The sequence below is a fragment of the Nicoliella sp. ESL1106 genome (genome assembly GCF_058509965.1).
On sequence record NZ_CP196340.1, the window covers coordinates 812,902 to 827,753 of the forward strand.

At 32.9% G+C, this 14,852-nt stretch carries 17 protein-coding genes; 14 read left to right on the forward strand and 3 right to left on the reverse strand.

The annotated features are described in order from the left end of the window. Positions 1–12: 12 nt before the first annotated feature. Positions 13–504, reverse strand: a complete 492-nt coding sequence (locus ACSVI6_RS03470) for a hypothetical protein (RefSeq protein WP_491716085.1) — start codon at positions 502–504, stop codon at positions 13–15. Positions 505–571: 67 nt separating this feature from the next. Between ACSVI6_RS03470 and ACSVI6_RS03475 the strand changes: the two genes are divergently transcribed. The 3 genes from ACSVI6_RS03475 (at position 572) to ACSVI6_RS03485 (ending at position 3,385) form a co-directional block, all read left to right on the forward strand. Then, positions 572–1,309 (forward strand): MBL fold metallo-hydrolase, encoded by a 738-nt coding sequence (locus ACSVI6_RS03475; protein ID WP_491720466.1) that lies wholly within the window; start codon positions 572–574, stop codon positions 1,307–1,309. An 82-nt stretch (positions 1,310–1,391) separates the two neighbouring features. Continuing rightward, complete coding sequence (locus ACSVI6_RS03480) at positions 1,392–2,093, forward strand: adaptor protein MecA (protein WP_491720467.1); 702 nt, start codon at positions 1,392–1,394, stop codon at positions 2,091–2,093. A gap of 191 nt (positions 2,094–2,284) precedes the next feature. Further along, positions 2,285–3,385: a competence protein CoiA gene (locus tag ACSVI6_RS03485; protein ID WP_491720468.1), complete on the forward strand. Its 1,101-nt coding sequence runs from the start codon at positions 2,285–2,287 to the stop codon at positions 3,383–3,385. Between the two features lie 16 nt (positions 3,386–3,401). Here ACSVI6_RS03485 and ACSVI6_RS03490 read toward each other — a convergent pair whose 3' ends face one another. Further along, complete coding sequence (locus tag ACSVI6_RS03490) at positions 3,402–4,013, reverse strand: DsbA family protein (RefSeq protein ID WP_491720469.1); 612 nt, start codon at positions 4,011–4,013, stop codon at positions 3,402–3,404. A gap of 197 nt (positions 4,014–4,210) precedes the next feature. Between ACSVI6_RS03490 and ACSVI6_RS03495 the strand changes: the two genes are divergently transcribed. From ACSVI6_RS03495 to ACSVI6_RS03510, 4 genes are read left to right on the forward strand one after another with little or no spacing between them, the layout of a single operon-like run. After that, complete coding sequence (locus ACSVI6_RS03495; protein ID WP_491716089.1) at positions 4,211–4,819, forward strand: GTP pyrophosphokinase; 609 nt, start codon at positions 4,211–4,213, stop codon at positions 4,817–4,819. A 1-nt stretch (position 4,820) separates the two neighbouring features. Further along, positions 4,821–5,636 (forward strand): NAD kinase, encoded by an 816-nt coding sequence (locus ACSVI6_RS03500; protein ID WP_491716090.1) that lies wholly within the window; start codon positions 4,821–4,823, stop codon positions 5,634–5,636. Then, positions 5,623–6,513, forward strand: a complete 891-nt coding sequence (locus ACSVI6_RS03505; protein WP_491716091.1) for an RluA family pseudouridine synthase — start codon at positions 5,623–5,625, stop codon at positions 6,511–6,513. Before ACSVI6_RS03500 ends, ACSVI6_RS03505 begins: the two co-directional genes overlap by 14 nt. A 32-nt stretch (positions 6,514–6,545) precedes the next feature. Then, complete coding sequence (locus ACSVI6_RS03510; RefSeq protein WP_491716092.1) at positions 6,546–7,061, forward strand: tRNA (cytidine(34)-2'-O)-methyltransferase; 516 nt, start codon at positions 6,546–6,548, stop codon at positions 7,059–7,061. A gap of 49 nt (positions 7,062–7,110) precedes the next feature. Here ACSVI6_RS03510 and ACSVI6_RS03515 read toward each other — a convergent pair whose 3' ends face one another. Beyond that, positions 7,111–7,230, reverse strand: coding sequence for a DUF4044 domain-containing protein (locus tag ACSVI6_RS03515; protein ID WP_491716093.1), 120 nt, complete (start codon positions 7,228–7,230; stop codon positions 7,111–7,113). A gap of 86 nt (positions 7,231–7,316) precedes the next feature. On the opposite strand from ACSVI6_RS03515, the gene ACSVI6_RS03520 reads away from it, so the two are divergent. The 7 genes from ACSVI6_RS03520 (at position 7,317) to murG (ending at position 14,839) form a co-directional block, all read left to right on the forward strand. Then, positions 7,317–7,676, forward strand: a complete 360-nt coding sequence (locus tag ACSVI6_RS03520; RefSeq protein WP_491720470.1) for a DUF3397 family protein — start codon at positions 7,317–7,319, stop codon at positions 7,674–7,676. Positions 7,677–7,850: 174 nt separating this feature from the next. Further along, positions 7,851–8,795 carry a 16S rRNA (cytosine(1402)-N(4))-methyltransferase RsmH gene (rsmH, locus tag ACSVI6_RS03525; protein WP_491716095.1) on the forward strand — a complete coding sequence of 315 codons (945 nt, stop codon included), beginning with the start codon at positions 7,851–7,853 and terminating at the stop codon, positions 8,793–8,795. A 27-nt stretch (positions 8,796–8,822) separates the two neighbouring features. Further along, positions 8,823–9,206: a cell division protein FtsL gene (gene ftsL / locus ACSVI6_RS03530; RefSeq protein WP_491716096.1), complete on the forward strand. Its 384-nt coding sequence runs from the start codon at positions 8,823–8,825 to the stop codon at positions 9,204–9,206. Further along, complete coding sequence (locus ACSVI6_RS03535) at positions 9,203–11,368, forward strand: penicillin-binding transpeptidase domain-containing protein (protein ID WP_491716097.1); 2,166 nt, start codon at positions 9,203–9,205, stop codon at positions 11,366–11,368. The genes ftsL and ACSVI6_RS03535 overlap by 4 nt, the downstream gene beginning before the upstream one ends. Positions 11,369–11,385: 17 nt before the next feature. After that, on the forward strand, positions 11,386–12,339 hold the full coding sequence (gene mraY / locus ACSVI6_RS03540) for a phospho-N-acetylmuramoyl-pentapeptide-transferase (RefSeq protein ID WP_491720471.1): 954 nt from the start codon (positions 11,386–11,388) through the stop codon (positions 12,337–12,339). Positions 12,340–12,368: 29 nt separating this feature from the next. Then, a complete protein-coding gene (gene murD / locus ACSVI6_RS03545; protein ID WP_491720472.1) occupies positions 12,369–13,745 on the forward strand; it encodes a UDP-N-acetylmuramoyl-L-alanine--D-glutamate ligase in 1,377 nt (458 codons plus the stop codon). Further along, positions 13,745–14,839 carry an undecaprenyldiphospho-muramoylpentapeptide beta-N-acetylglucosaminyltransferase gene (murG, locus tag ACSVI6_RS03550; RefSeq protein ID WP_491716100.1) on the forward strand — a complete coding sequence of 365 codons (1,095 nt, stop codon included), beginning with the start codon at positions 13,745–13,747 and terminating at the stop codon, positions 14,837–14,839. Before murD ends, murG begins: the two co-directional genes overlap by 1 nt. The last annotated feature ends 13 nt before the right edge of the window (positions 14,840–14,852 follow it).

The following is a 14,852-nucleotide window of genomic DNA, read 5'->3' on the forward strand; positions in this document are numbered from 1 at the left end:
TGATATCCTCTTTTATTTAACATAATGATAAATAGTTTCAAAGTAATTAGTATTAATTTCATCTTTGAAGTTAAATAAGTAATCAGCAGTTTTATTACGATACCAATTAGCAACTTTTTTATCATCATTCCATGTTGTTAAAATGACCCGTTTAGATAATTTATTATCTGTATATAAGGAATAAATTGAGCTCATTCCATCTGGTAATGAATTGTTATTAATAACATTATTAATTTTAGCATCCAAAATCTTTTGTTGATTTTCGTCTAGATCAACACTAATATAACTAATCGAATCATGCCAATTGTCATTTCCCATTTGACTAATTACGCTATAGTTAATGGGACTATTAAAAATAGTTTTTTGATTAGATAAATCAATTAGTTCAAAACTATCAAAATTACTAATTGAATTAAAAAGCAGTAGTTCATGACTTTTATTTTGATTCATGATGTTTTCTAAATAACTTTTACTACCAAAAGTGACATAAATGTTAGCTATCATTTTCACTCCTCCTTTACATATATTATACTAGTAACTGAATATATTAAAACAAAGGAGCATTATGATTATGAAAGTAAGGGTTCTTGGATTTTATGGGGGCTATCCTACCAATGGGATTGGAACTAGTAGCTATTTAGTTCAAAGTGGTGATTTTAACCTTTTATTGGACTGTGGAAGCAATGCATTAAACGAGCTACAAACCGTTATTGATCCACTAAAGTTAGATGCTGTAATTTTATCACATTATCATCATGATCATACTGCTGATATTGGTGTTTTACAGTACTATTGGCAATTGAACCCAGATGGTCGTAAAGAGCCAGTTTTACCCATTTACGGGCATACTGAAGATCCAATTAATTTTGCAACTTTAAATTGGGCAAATTCAACCGAAGGAATTGGATATAATGATATAAATCCAATAACAGTTGGGCCATTCACAATTTCATTTTTAAGAACCCATCATCCAGTTCCAGCATTTGCAATGAGAATTATTGATAAAGATGGAAAAGTTTTAGTTTTTACTGCTGATACTAGTTATTTTGACGGATTAATTCCATTTTCTCAAGATGCAGACTTATTAATTACCGATACAAATTTCTTTGCTGCCAAAAAGGGTTTAAAATGGCATATGACATCAAAAGAATCAGGGGATCTTGCTAAAAATGCGAATGTAAAGAAACTAATGCTTAGTCATTTACCACAAAAGGGGGACTTAAACCAGCTTGTAGAAGAAGCTAAGCTACAAACTGGATCTAATTGCGAAGTTTATAGAGCAATTCAAGATGAAACAATTATTTTATAAAAAAAGTGCTAATAGCTTTTATTTTAGTATGAATGTGAGATAATAGTAATAGTATTTTATTGTGCTAAGGAGGTGCTCATCTATGGAAATGGATAGAATTAATGACAATACCATCAGAGTTCTAATTAACAATGATGATTTAAGTGCTCATGGCATTACCGTACTAGATCTATTAGGTGACCATAAGCAAATTGAAGAATTCTTCTATAGCATTTTAGATGAAATTGATACTGATCATCAATTCCAAGGTGACAACGAAGCTTTGACTTTTCAGGTATTACCAAATAAAAATGGTCTTGAATTATTTATTAGCAAAGCTGACCCAGATGATCCGGATAAGACTCGTCGAACTAATGACACGGTTACTGATTATATTAAAAATCAACTTCAAAATCGTGATGTAAATGATTTATCAGATATTTTTGATGAAGATGATTCTTCAAAAGAAAATGAAAATGAGATTGAAAAACCACGTCGAAGAACTTCTTACGAAGATTTAATTGTTGTGTTTAATTCCTTTGAAGATTTTATAGCATTATCAAAGCGATTAAGAATTGAGAGTGGTTCTTCTAATTTATATCTTTATGATGGTAAATACTATTTAGAAATGATGTTTTTCCGTAATCTTGATGGTTCAGGTGATGAGGTTCTTGATAATCAAATTGCTTTATCACTTGAATTTGGAAATAAGACTAACGTTACTTCAGAAGTATTAAGTGAATATGGTAAAAGAATCATGGATACTAGTGCGTTAGAGCTAGCTAGATATTATTTTAAAGATTAATATTTAACTTATTGATAAGGACTGATTTCGATAATTTATCGAAACCAGTTCTTTTTTTATTTTATCCGATATGGTGTTGCTTTAATTGTTTCTTCATTAATAATAAGCAAAATGGTTAGCGCCGAATTTACGATGTTTTATTCATTATATTTGAGCTTTTTCCCGTACTTTTTAGTGGAGGGATCAATAAAATGTTAATTGCATATAATGAACTTGGTAAACTGATTTCAGCTGATGATGTTGATATCAATAATGAATCTTTTTATTGTGTTAGTTGTAAAGAACCATTGATTCTTAAAAGGGGTTCAATTAAAGTTAATCACTTTGCACATCAAAGAGGCAGTGATTGCTCTTCATTTAGCGAAGGAGAGACATCTGAACATTTAATTGGAAAAAAACAATTATTTAATTTTTTTAAATTCAGCAACCCAATTCTAGAACATTATTTTAATAATTTAAAACAACGTCCAGATATTTTATTAGAAAATAATTTAATAATTGAATTTCAATGTAGTCCAATAAGTAACAAGCGACTATTAGAAAGGTTGTCAGGCTATCATTCAATTAATCATCAATCAATTTGGATTCTTGGACTACCATATTTAAAGAGAAATAATAGTTATAAAAAGTTAAAACAGTTTTTAAGATATAATCGTAAATTAGGATTTTATCTTTTGTACTGGGACTTTAAACGGGAACAAATGGAAATTCATCATCATGTTCGATTAATAATTGGTAAACTTGATTATCAAATAAAATTTATATCAAATTTCCAAGAATTCAAAATATTTATCAACCAAGATATTAAAGGTAATATTGATATAAACTTTAAGATGTTGAATGATAGATTGGTTAATAGAATCAAGGCAATGCAAAATTCGTTAATTTATAATCAAAATCGGTTAGATCCGATTCAAAATTTATGTTATGAAAATGGATTTAATATTGTGGGATATCCAATATTATTAGATTTTCCAATTATTGAAGCACCGATTATGGGTAAAAAATTAATTCAATTTAAAATTGTAATGTTAATATATCTAAAGATTTATAGATCGGTCAAAATTAGTGATTTAATAAACAAGGTTAATGCTTTTATTGGGATTGATCAGCATTTTTGTATGATAGATAGTAGTATTATTAACTATTTTATATTAAGGATTTTAAATTTCTGGAATGAACAAGGAGTGGTTAATTTGAATCAACAATCTGTTATTCTAAAACAGATGCCAAATTGGTATGCTTCTTATGATTTAAAAATTGCTGCCCTGTTAGACAAAAAAGGGAATTAGCCCAATCGCTAATTCCCTAAATAATGTGTAAATTCGGAGTTATGTTATTTTTAACTATTTTTTGTTTTTCGTTGAATAATCCGTCTCTTTTACAAATATTAAACAAATCTTTATAATTAACTTGGTTCATTAAAATACCTGATTCAAAGGAATCACAGTCAAAGATAACTGCAGATGCTGGTTCTTTAATATTCATTTCATTAGCTAATTTTTGATCAGCCTTAAATGCATTAATTGCAAGTTCTGATCTACGATCCTCACTAAACATTTCTATATCTAATCCAGCATTCTCAGCAACTTTAAATGCAATTTCATCTGTATATTTATGATTTTTTTGAATCAACTCTTCTTGAAGTCCAATTAAAAATTTACGACCACATTTGCGTCCTTGAAATAGAGAAGCTTTATAGTCAAGAACGGTATCGTATTCAATTTTAAAATTTTTGCTTTCGTTCATTGGTCGCTTGTTATTGTTTAAATATCGATTTCGAATAATTTGCATATTCAACATTGGAATGAACTGAAATGAAAAATTTTTATCAAGGTCATCAGCTAATTTTAAAATAACATGCTCGGCTTTAAAGCAATCATTGCATAATGGATCCACAAATAAATAAGCTTCGAGCATAACAATTCCTCCTTTCAAAGATCGATAATAATAACAAGCGATTTTATTAATTCAATGTATAGAATAACAAATTTATAATAAAAAACAAAATATTTGCTTTAAAACACAAATATTATTTAAAAACACTTTCAAGTGCTTGTATTAATGTGATTGTGTTAAAATTAATAAGGTTACTATATTCAAAGGAGGGTGATTTAATGGAAGATTGGAAGGCATTCTTGTTCCCATATCAACAAATTGTTGATGAGCTAAAAACAAAACTTCGTGGAATAAGAGCTGAGTTTATTAATGAAAACCGTAGATCACCAATCGAATTTGTCACAGGGAGAGTTAAGCCTGTAGACAGCATTAAAGAAAAAATGCAACGCCGTTATATCGAAGAATCTAGATTAAGACAAGATATGGAAGATATTGCTGGATTAAGAATTATTTGTCCATTTATTGAAGATATTTACTATGTAGTTGATTTGCTTAGGCAAAGGTCAGATTTAAATATTTTAGAAGAACGCGATTACGTTCATAATGAAAAAGCAAGCGGTTATCGCTCATATCATATGGTTTTTGAATACACTGTTCAAAGTATTGATGGTCCTGAAGTGCTACTTGCAGAAATTCAAGTTCGAACACTTGCAATGAATTTCTGGGCAACGGTTGAGCATTCAATTAACTATAAGCATCAGGGAAATTTTCCTGAAGTACTTGAAAAAAGACTCCAAAACGTTGCAAATACAACGTATAAACTTGATGAAGAGATGTCATCAATTAGAAAAGAACTAGCAGAATATCAAGACAATAAGGAAGATTGAAATGAAAGTTGCAATTTTTAGTAACAATGGTGGGACTTCAAATGAAGTTGCTTTAAAATTAAAAAATAAAATTATTGATTCACCTAAATTAGAAATCGATGTATTAAATCCAGAAATCGTAATATCAGTTGGTGGTGATGGAACTTTATTATCTGCATTTCATCACTATAATGATGCTCTTGATCGAATTAGATTTGTTGGTATTCATACTGGTCATCTGGGATTTTATACAGATTGGCGTGATTATGAAGTTGAACAATTGATTCGTAGTTTGGAAGAGGATAATCGTCAGAGTGTTTCATATCCACTGTTGTCGATTAAAGTTAACTATGCTGATGGTGGGGCGTATGATGAACTTTTAGCTTTAAATGAATCAACATTTAAAAGGGTTAGTAGTACCATGGTAACTGATGTATATATCAAAGATGAATTTTTTGAAAAATTCAGAGGAGATGGATTATGTATTTCTACTCCTACTGGATCGACTGCATATAATAAGGCAGTTGGTGGGGCAATTATCAATCCCCAATTAAATGCGATTCAAGTTTCGGAAATGGCATCGATTAATAATCGGGTGTTCAGAACAATGGGTTCCCCAATTATTATTCCACCTAACGAATGGATTACGCTCATTCCAGATAATAAAGAAAATAATATTTTAACTTGTGATCAGATGCTAGTTAAGGACCGTCCAATTGAATCTATCAGTTATCAAATATCTGAACAAAGAATTGCGTTTGCTCAGTATCGACATACTCATTTCTGGAAACGAGTTGGGAATTCATTTATTGGTGTAAACAATAATGACAAAATTTAATTGGGCGTATGATGGGGATTCTCCCAAAAGGGTTCGGACGCTTTTAATTGAACATGGAGTAACTAGAACTTTGTTAAAGAAGGTCAAGTTTCATGGTGGTAAAATAATTGTAAATGGCGAAGAGCAGCGTGCTAATTACATGTTATCAGGTGGGGATGTCGTAACATTGGTTTTACCACCAGAATTAAATAATGACCATGTGCCAGCATCCTTTTTACCAATTGATATTGCATATGAGGATGAACATTTTTTAGTAGTTAATAAGCCGCCATTTTTATCCACTGTTCCTAACCATAATTATGCTGGAGATACTTTAGTTAATCGGGTAAAGGGATATTACTTAAATCAGCATTATTCTAATCTTAAAATTCATGTTGTTACCAGGTTAGATAAGGATACTAGTGGACTTGTGATTTTTGCAAAGCACCATCTTTCGCATTCTGTTTTGGATAAGCAGTTGAAGCAGCATTCAATTGTTAAAATGTATACCGCAATTGTTGAGGGTCGATTTGATTATCAACATGGTGAAATCGATTTACCGATTGGTAGGGATGATGATTCCTTTGTTAAAAGAATTGTTCGGGATGATGGAAAACCATCTAAAACCGAGTTTTGGCAACTTGATTATGGGAATGCTGATTCTTTGCTACGGATTCGTTTACATACAGGTCGAACGCACCAGATCAGAGTTCACTTTTCAAGTATTGGCCATCCGTTAATCGGTGATTGGCTCTATAACTCGGACAATCATTCGATGAAAAGACAGGCACTACACTGTTATTATATTAAATTTTTTAATCCATTTTCCCAACAGTTTATTGTGTGCCATGCTTCATTACCAGATGATATGCAAAACGCAATTTGGCAACAACTATAAATTAAATTATACTATTTTCGGGAGGAATCAAAATGGCTAATCATATTGTTTTATTTGAACCATTAATGCCAGCTAATACTGGTAATATCGCAAGAACTTGTGCTGGAACCGATACAATACTTGATTTGATTGAACCATTGGGTTTTTCAGTTGATGATAAGCATTTAAAAAGGGCTGGATTGGATTATTGGGATAAGGTTAATATCAATTATCATCCTAATTTACCTGCATTTATGGATAGTTTAAAACCAAATTCTAAATTATTCTTGGTTTCTAAGTTTTCCGAACAAGATTACACCCAGCCTGATTATTCAGAATCCATTGACGGTGATTTTTACTTTCTATTTGGAAAAGAAACCACTGGCTTGCCTGAAATGTTCATGCGTAAGAATGCAGAAAAAGCGATTCGGATTCCACAGGATGATACGCACATTAGAGCATTGAACTTATCAAATTCGTGTGCAATCGTCATTTATGAGGTTCTAAGACAACAGAACTTTAACTCACTTGAAAGAACTCACACCTATGAGCATGATAAGCTAAAATAAAAATGGAACCCATTACTGAGTTCCATTTTTGATATTATTTTAAGGTGTTTTAATTATTATATAATGAGCTAGCAACGGGTAGCAGAACACCTAATACTAAAAAGATAATCATTAACCAAACAACAGTGGTAACGATTTTTTGGAAGGTGCTCTTTTTCTTTTTTGCCAATTGTATCCCTCGCTTTCGGTATTTAGTAACTTAAATATAAGTTTACAGTTAGATAGACGGTTTTGCAACTGTTGCAATATTAATTTATGATAGGATCTGGTATTTTGTTAAGGATTATTTTTCAAATATTAATAATAATAATAACATCAATTTTGGCTGTAATAATTAAAAAGAATTTTAAATTTTCTTTTTTGAAGGGGATTAAACCAATTGATTTCTTATTACCCTTTTGGCTTTTTTATACTTATACTAACACCGTTAGTACATCCTTTTATGATTACTTAGCGTGGATTTTGATTCCATTTGTATTATTTGCAATTATTATTTTTTCGACAGAATTTTTTAAAAAGGGCGATGTAAACTGGAAAAAATCAATTAAATTAATTTGGCGGATAGGGGATATCCTTTTTCCATTTATTTGGATAGTTTCCATTTTTATAGTCTAAAAGATACCGAAAACATGTTCGGTATCTTTTTATATTTTATTAAATCTATGGAAGATGTAGTATAAAGCCCGTTATCGTGGTAAAATTTAAGCATACGATGGGGTAAATGGATAAAGCCAGTTTAAATTATCGTGTTTTAATGAATAAATTTGTTTTATTAAGGGGTATTTAGTATTGATTAAATTTGACCATCAAACTGTATTGTTAATGGAAGCTGTAAAAGAATTAAATATTCAACCAGATGGTGATTATGTTGATTGTACCCTAGGTGGCGGTGGACATAGTTCTAAAATATTACAGAATCTTTCTAATGGTCATTTGTATGCCTTTGACCAAGATCAAGTGGCAATTGACTATAATAGAACCCACCTTGCTAAATACCTTAAACAAAATGAATTGACGTTTATTCATGATAATTTCCGTAATTTGAAGCAAGACCTTAATAAAATGGGGATTTCTTCAGTGAACGGTATTTTATATGATCTGGGGGTCTCCTCACCTCAGTTTGACGATGCTGAACGAGGGTTTAGTTATCGAAAGAACGCCCGTCTTGATATGCGAATGGATCAAAGAAATCCATTGGATGCTTGGAAGGTTGTTAATGAATGGTCGTATGATCAATTAGTGCGGATTTTTTTCCGTTATGGTGAAGAAAAGTTTGCTAAACAAATTGCCAGAGTGATCGAAAGAAGACGCTTAGACCAAACAATTGATACAACTGATGATTTAGTTGAAGTTATTAAAGAAGGAATTCCAGCTGCGGCACGTCGCCATGGTGGTCATCCTGCTAAGAAGGTTTTTCAAGCAATTAGAATTGCTGTTAATGATGAATTAGGAGCATTAGAAGCATCTTTGGAACAAGCTATTGACATGATTAAGGTTGGTGGGCGAGTTAGTGTGATTACTTTCCAATCACTTGAAGATCGATTAGTAAAAAATATTTTTAAAGAAAAAACATCTATTCAAGATGTTCCCCAGGGATTACCAATAATTCCAGACAGCTTAAAACCAGATTTTAAATTAGTTAGTCGCAAGCCGATTTTACCTACTAGGGATGAAATTGAAGTCAATCATCGTTCCCATAGTGCTAAGTTAAGGGTAATTGAACGAATTAAATAAATTAATGGATAGGAGATGATGATGCTTATGATGGAAAAAAGTTTGTATATGCAAACCCCAGACGAGGGGTTATCTTCTGGTGGTGTTCAAGAAGGCAGACGCGTTCGCCATTCCAGAAGCCCCAAACCACATAAAAACGCAAAAATATCTGCGATTGAGAAGGTTTTTTATTTTCTTCTTTTATGTGCACTGCTAGCTATTACATTAATTTCAATTAGTGCTAAAGTTGGTCTTACTAATGCACAACAAAAGTTACAAAATGTAAACCAAAATGTTGAAAAATTACATAACGATAATGGAAATCTAAAGCAAGAAATTAGTGAACTACAAAGCAGTAGTAGGTTACAAAAAATTGCTCAAGAAAAAGGTTTATCGCTTTCTAATAATAATATAAGGAATGTTAGAAAATGAGTAAGAAGTCATTAATTGGAAAACGAACAATTAAAAGAAATCGGAAAATATATGGGGTAGGCCTCTTTGGTTTATCCCTTTTCGTTTTTGTATTATTAGCATTTAGATTCTCATACATTGGATTTTTTAAAAATGTGAGTGATGTTAATTTAATAAAACAGGCACAAAAACTTTATACCCAAACTAGTGTTTTAAAATCAAAACGAGGAACGATCTATGATGCTAATAACCAACCGATTGCGGAGGATACTAGCACCTATTCGATATACGCTGTTTTAGATAAGAGTCAAAAAAGTGTTAATGGTAAGCCGATTTACGTTGATAATAAAAAGAAGGTAGCGCGAGCGCTTTCTAAAATATTACCAATTTCATATAAGCGGGCACTAAAAGATTTAAACCCAGCAAATAAGAAGGCTTTTCAAGTTGAGTTCGGGAGTGCTGGGCAAAACATTTCACTTACGACTAAGCAAAAAATTGATGATCAGCATTTGCGCGGGATTAATTTCATTCAACAACAATCACGGCTCTATCCAAATGGAATCTTTGCTTCACATTTAATTGGAATTGCTTCTCCAGTTACCAATGAAAAGACTGATAATACTACTTTGGTTGGTCAAATGGGGATTGAAAAAGCTTTCAATAACTATTTAACTGGGACTGACGGAATTAAAAAAGTGCAAAACGATGTCTATGGTTATCAATTACCCAATGGTGTAAAGAAGGACAAGCCTGCTAAAAATGGTGACAACATTTACACAACGCTTGATTATCGATTACAAACACTTTTAGAAACTGAAATGTCGAACGTTTATGCACAAGTTCATCCTTCCTCTATGAATGCGGTCTTGATGAATGCTAAAACTGGTGAAATTCTTGCAGCAACGCAAAGACCGACTTTTAATGCGACTAATAAACAGGGGATTAGTAATATTTGGCGAGATACATTGGTCGAAGATCAATATGAACCAGGTTCAACAATGAAGATTTTCACGATGGCTGCTGCAATTAATAGTAATCATTATAATGGGAATGCATACTATCAATCTGGTAAGTACGATATTGATGGTAATATTGTCCCTGATTGGAATCCTAGTGGTTGGGGAACGATTACCTATAACAAGGGGTTTGCGTTGTCTAGTAACGTTGCAATGGCTCATTTGGAACAGAGCATGGGGGCTAGTACCTGGTTAAATTACATTAAGCGATTTGATTTCTTGAAGAGTGCCAATACTGGCCTTTATGGTGAACAAATTGGTAGTATTCAATTTAAATATCCAATTGAACGTGCTAATACCGCATTTGGTCAAGGGATACAAGTAACTGCAATGCAAGTAATGAGAGCGCTATCAGCAATTTCAAATGATGGGAAGATGCTTCAGCCACATATCATCTCGAAAATTGTAAATCCAAATAATGGTAAAGTTGTAAAATCATATCCAAAAAAGGTAGTTGGGAATCCAATTACTGCTAAAACAGCTAAAGAGGTTCGTGAACACATGGAAGACGTTGTTTATAAGCCTTATGGAATTGGTTCAGATTATAAAATTCCTGGATATCGAATTGCAGCTAAAACGGGAACTGCTCAAGTCAGTAACGGAAATGGTGGTTATGCATCAGGAGATGATAGTTACCTATATTCTGTTGCAGGAATGGCACCAGCTAATGATCCTAAATATGTGATGTACATTACAATGAAGCAGCCTAACTTAACTGGTAAATTAACCGCTTCACAATATTTAGCAGAAATTTTTAATCCAGTTATGAAACGAGCATTATCTGATGCAGATGAAAGTACAGCTAATAATAATAGTGCTTACGTAAAGATGCCCAATTTAACTGGCGATAGTATTTCAGATGCTAATGATAAACTAAAGGCTGCTGGACTGCAGGCAACGATCGTTGGAAGCGGTGATACAATCACTAAACAATCAATCGTTAGCGGTGAACGGGTTCTAAAAAACCGTAAGATTATTTTAATAACCAACGGACCACAAAGAATGATCAGTTTAAAGGGTTGGAGTGAATCAGATGTTGCTATTTACTGTCAGCTAACTGGTCTGAAACTAAAAGCCAGTGGTGAAGGCTCTTTACAAAAACAGAGTATTAATTCTGGTGATTTAATTGAGTCGAATGAGACGCTTAGTGTTAAATTTAATAAATAATAAGGATTGATAAAGTTATGGATTGGATTATACCAATACTAGTTAGTTTTTTAATTACATTGCTTGGAATGCCAAAATTAATTAATTATTTTAGATCTAAGCATGAGGGACAAATGATTAGAGAAGAAGGCCCCAAATGGCATGAAAAGAAGTCTGGGACTCCAACAATGGGTGGATTATGGTTTATTATTGCAATCATCATTACCAGTGTCTGCTATTCAATTTTGGTTGGCCAAATGAAGCCGACTTTACTGATCTTACTATTCATATTAGTTCTATATGGATTGTTGGGGATGTGGGATGATAGTATAAAATTGTTTAAGCGCCAAAACGAGGGGCTTAAAGCATGGCAAAAGTTTTTAGGCCAAATTATAGGTGGAATTGTATTTACATGGGTGTTTAGTGCCTATTTTCCATTAGCATTGAGAATCCCAGGAATTGGTGATATTCATTTGGGATGGTTATATGCAATTTTTATAATTATTTGGTTAACTGGGTTCTCTAACGCTGTTAATTTAACTGACGGATTAGACGGTTTAGTTTCGGGCTTATCTATTATTGCGTTTGCTGCTTATGGATTTATTGCTTATTTTCAGCATCAATTTGAGGTTGTGATTTTTTGTTCAGCAGTCGTTGGTGCAATGATTGCATTTATTATTTTTAATCATAAACCAGCTAAAATTTTTATGGGGGATATGGGTTCATTAGCATTGGGCGGTGCATTAGCTGCCGTTTCAATACTGGTTCATCATGAATTATCATTAATTTGGATTGGAATTATATTTGTAATTGAGACCCTAAGCGTTATCATGCAGGTAGCATCTTTTAAACTAACTGGGAAAAGAATCTTTAAAATGTCACCAATTCATCATCATTTTGAAATGAGTGGTTGGTCTGAATGGAAAGTTGATATTGTATTTTGGCTTGTGGGTTTATTCGCAGCAATTACTGGAGTCCTATTCATTATTTAATTATTTTTGATTAACTTGGAGGCAGTGAAATGAAATCAATTAGTGATTATCAAAATAAAAATGTTTTAGTATTAGGTGCTGGAAAAAGTGGTATCAATGCTGCGAATTTATTAATTCGACTAGGTGCTAAAGTTACCTTGAATGATTCACAACCAGAATCCAAACTAACCAGTTTAGATCAATTAAATCAAGCAGTGAGCTTAATAGTTGGTGGTCATCCTGATGACTTATTGGATGCACACTTTGATTTAATGGTTAAGAATCCAGGAATTAATTATGATAATGTAGTAGTAAGAAGAGCAATGGCACTAAAAATACCAATTATCACTGAAGTTGAACTAGCAAGTGAAATCAATGAGGGTGAATTGATTTGTGTGACCGGTAGTAATGGTAAAACAACCACTACTACCATGATTACTAAAATGTTAAATCAGGAACGTAACGCTGGTAAGGCATATTCTGTCGGAAACATCGGAATTTCTGCTTCTAAAGTTGCTGAACAAACAACGCCGACTGATACGGTAGTTATGGAAATTTCTAGTTTTATGTTGCTCGGTATTACTAAATTACATCCTCACATTGCCGTTCTAACTAATATTTTTGCTAATCACTTAGATTACCATAAAACACGTGAAAATTACGTTAAAGCTAAGATGCGCATTACAATGAATCAAAATGCTGATGATTTTTTTGTGGTTAATTTTGATTCAGAAGAATTACAAACGTTAAGTCAACAAAGTCATGCTCAAATTGTGCCGTTCTCTAGACTAGCAAAATCTAAGGATGGTGCATACGCAGAAGATGGGCGGCTATATTTTAAGCATGATTATATTATGGATGCTGATGAAATCAGGATTCCAGGTGAACAAAACGTTGAAAATGCACTAGCAGCAATTGCAGTGGCTAAAATTATGGGAAAATCAAATCAAGCAATTAAGCATGTTTTAACTACATTTGGAGGCGTTCGACATCGGGTTCAATATGTTTTAACCGCAGATGGCAGAAAGTTTTATAATGACTCAAAGGCAACTGATATTGAGGCTACCCAAATGGCTTTAAGAGGTTTTAATGATCCAATCGTGCTACTAGCTGGTGGGTTAGATCGGGGCTATACATTTGATAAGTTAATTCCTGATTTATCGAAACACGTTAAGGGCATTGTGTTATTTGGTGAAACTAAACATTTATTAGCTGATGCTGCTAAACAGGCTCAAGTTCCACAAATTAAATTGGTTGATACTTTAGATGATGCAGTGCCAGCCGCTTATGAAATGAGTAACCCCGGTGATATTGTCCTGCTTTCGCCAGCTAATGCTAGTTGGGATCAATTTAAGACGTTTGAGGTTCGTGGAGATGAATTTATAAGGGATGTTGAGAAACTAACTGGAAAACAGGAGGAAAAATAATGCGCTTGATTGTATCTGGTGGTGGAACTGGTGGTCATATTTATCCAGCACTAGCGTTAATTGAAGAAGTAAAAAAACAAGCCCCTGATTCTGAAATTCTTTATATCGGTTCTACGCGTGGACTTGAAAAAAATATTGTCCCACAAAAAGGGATTCCATTTAAGGAACTTAAGATTCAAGGCTTTAAAAGGTCATTGTCACTTGAAAACTTTAAAACAGTTGGTTTATTCTTGAAAAGTGTCCATGATTCGAAAAAAATTATTAAGCAATTCAAACCTGACATGGTCATTGGGACTGGTGGATATGTTTCTGGTGCCGTAGTCTATGCTGCTCATAAGATGCACATTAAAACTATGATTCACGAACAAAATAGCATTGTTGGGCTAACGAATCGTTTTTTGGCCAGGTATGTAGACAAAATTGGAATTGCCTTTCATGCTGCAGCAAAGGAATTTCCTAAGGACAAGGTCGTTTTTGTTGGTAATCCCAGAGCCCAACAAGCTGCTAGTGTGGTAAGTCATTTTAATTGGTCTGAATATGGATTAAAGGATAATGTACCAACTGTTTTAATTTTTGGTGGGAGCCAAGGAGCTTTGAAAATCAATGAATCAACAATTGGTGCAATGCAGGCATTTAGTCAAAGAAGTTATCAAGTACTGTTTGTTACTGGCCAGAATCGATATGAGACGGTTTCAGAAGAACTAGGTAAATATAAATTAGGAGCCAACATCGTTATTAAACCTTATATTTCTAACATGCCAGAAATGCTACCCAAGGTGGATTTGATCGTTGGTCGAGCTGGAGCAACTAGTCTTGCTGAAATTACTGCAATTGGGATTCCTGCAATTTTAATTCCTAGTCCTTACGTTACCGCTGATCATCAAACCAAAAATGCAAAGAGTTTAGTTGATAACGGTGCTGCTTTAATGATTACAGAGGATGATTTAAATGCTCAGACGTTGGTACAAAATATTGATAAATTAATGCATGATGATAAAAAAAGATTGGAAATGGCCCAGAAATCCAAAGAAATTGGGGTTCCTGATGCGGCCACTAAATTATATAAGGTAATGTGTACTGTTATTGATGCTTAATTTAGAGAGGAGT

Coding starts and splice junctions, on each gene's coding strand:
- ACSVI6_RS03470 (WP_491716085.1), bottom strand. CDS start 504: ATGATAGCTAACATTTATGTCACTTTTGGTAGTAAAAGTTATTTAGAA.
- ACSVI6_RS03475 (WP_491720466.1), top strand. CDS start 572: ATGAAAGTAAGGGTTCTTGGATTTTATGGGGGCTATCCTACCAATGGG.
- ACSVI6_RS03480 (WP_491720467.1), top strand. CDS start 1,392: ATGGAAATGGATAGAATTAATGACAATACCATCAGAGTTCTAATTAAC.
- ACSVI6_RS03485 (WP_491720468.1), top strand. CDS start 2,285: ATGTTAATTGCATATAATGAACTTGGTAAACTGATTTCAGCTGATGAT.
- ACSVI6_RS03490 (WP_491720469.1), bottom strand. CDS start 4,013: ATGCTCGAAGCTTATTTATTTGTGGATCCATTATGCAATGATTGCTTT.
- ACSVI6_RS03495 (WP_491716089.1), top strand. CDS start 4,211: ATGGAAGATTGGAAGGCATTCTTGTTCCCATATCAACAAATTGTTGAT.
- ACSVI6_RS03500 (WP_491716090.1), top strand. CDS start 4,821: ATGAAAGTTGCAATTTTTAGTAACAATGGTGGGACTTCAAATGAAGTT.
- ACSVI6_RS03505 (WP_491716091.1), top strand. CDS start 5,623: ATGACAAAATTTAATTGGGCGTATGATGGGGATTCTCCCAAAAGGGTT.
- ACSVI6_RS03510 (WP_491716092.1), top strand. CDS start 6,546: ATGGCTAATCATATTGTTTTATTTGAACCATTAATGCCAGCTAATACT.
- ACSVI6_RS03520 (WP_491720470.1), top strand. CDS start 7,317: ATGATAGGATCTGGTATTTTGTTAAGGATTATTTTTCAAATATTAATA.
- ftsL (WP_491716096.1), top strand. CDS start 8,823: ATGATGGAAAAAAGTTTGTATATGCAAACCCCAGACGAGGGGTTATCT.
- ACSVI6_RS03535 (WP_491716097.1), top strand. CDS start 9,203: ATGAGTAAGAAGTCATTAATTGGAAAACGAACAATTAAAAGAAATCGG.
- mraY (WP_491720471.1), top strand. CDS start 11,386: ATGGATTGGATTATACCAATACTAGTTAGTTTTTTAATTACATTGCTT.
- murD (WP_491720472.1), top strand. CDS start 12,369: ATGAAATCAATTAGTGATTATCAAAATAAAAATGTTTTAGTATTAGGT.
- murG (WP_491716100.1), top strand. CDS start 13,745: ATGCGCTTGATTGTATCTGGTGGTGGAACTGGTGGTCATATTTATCCA.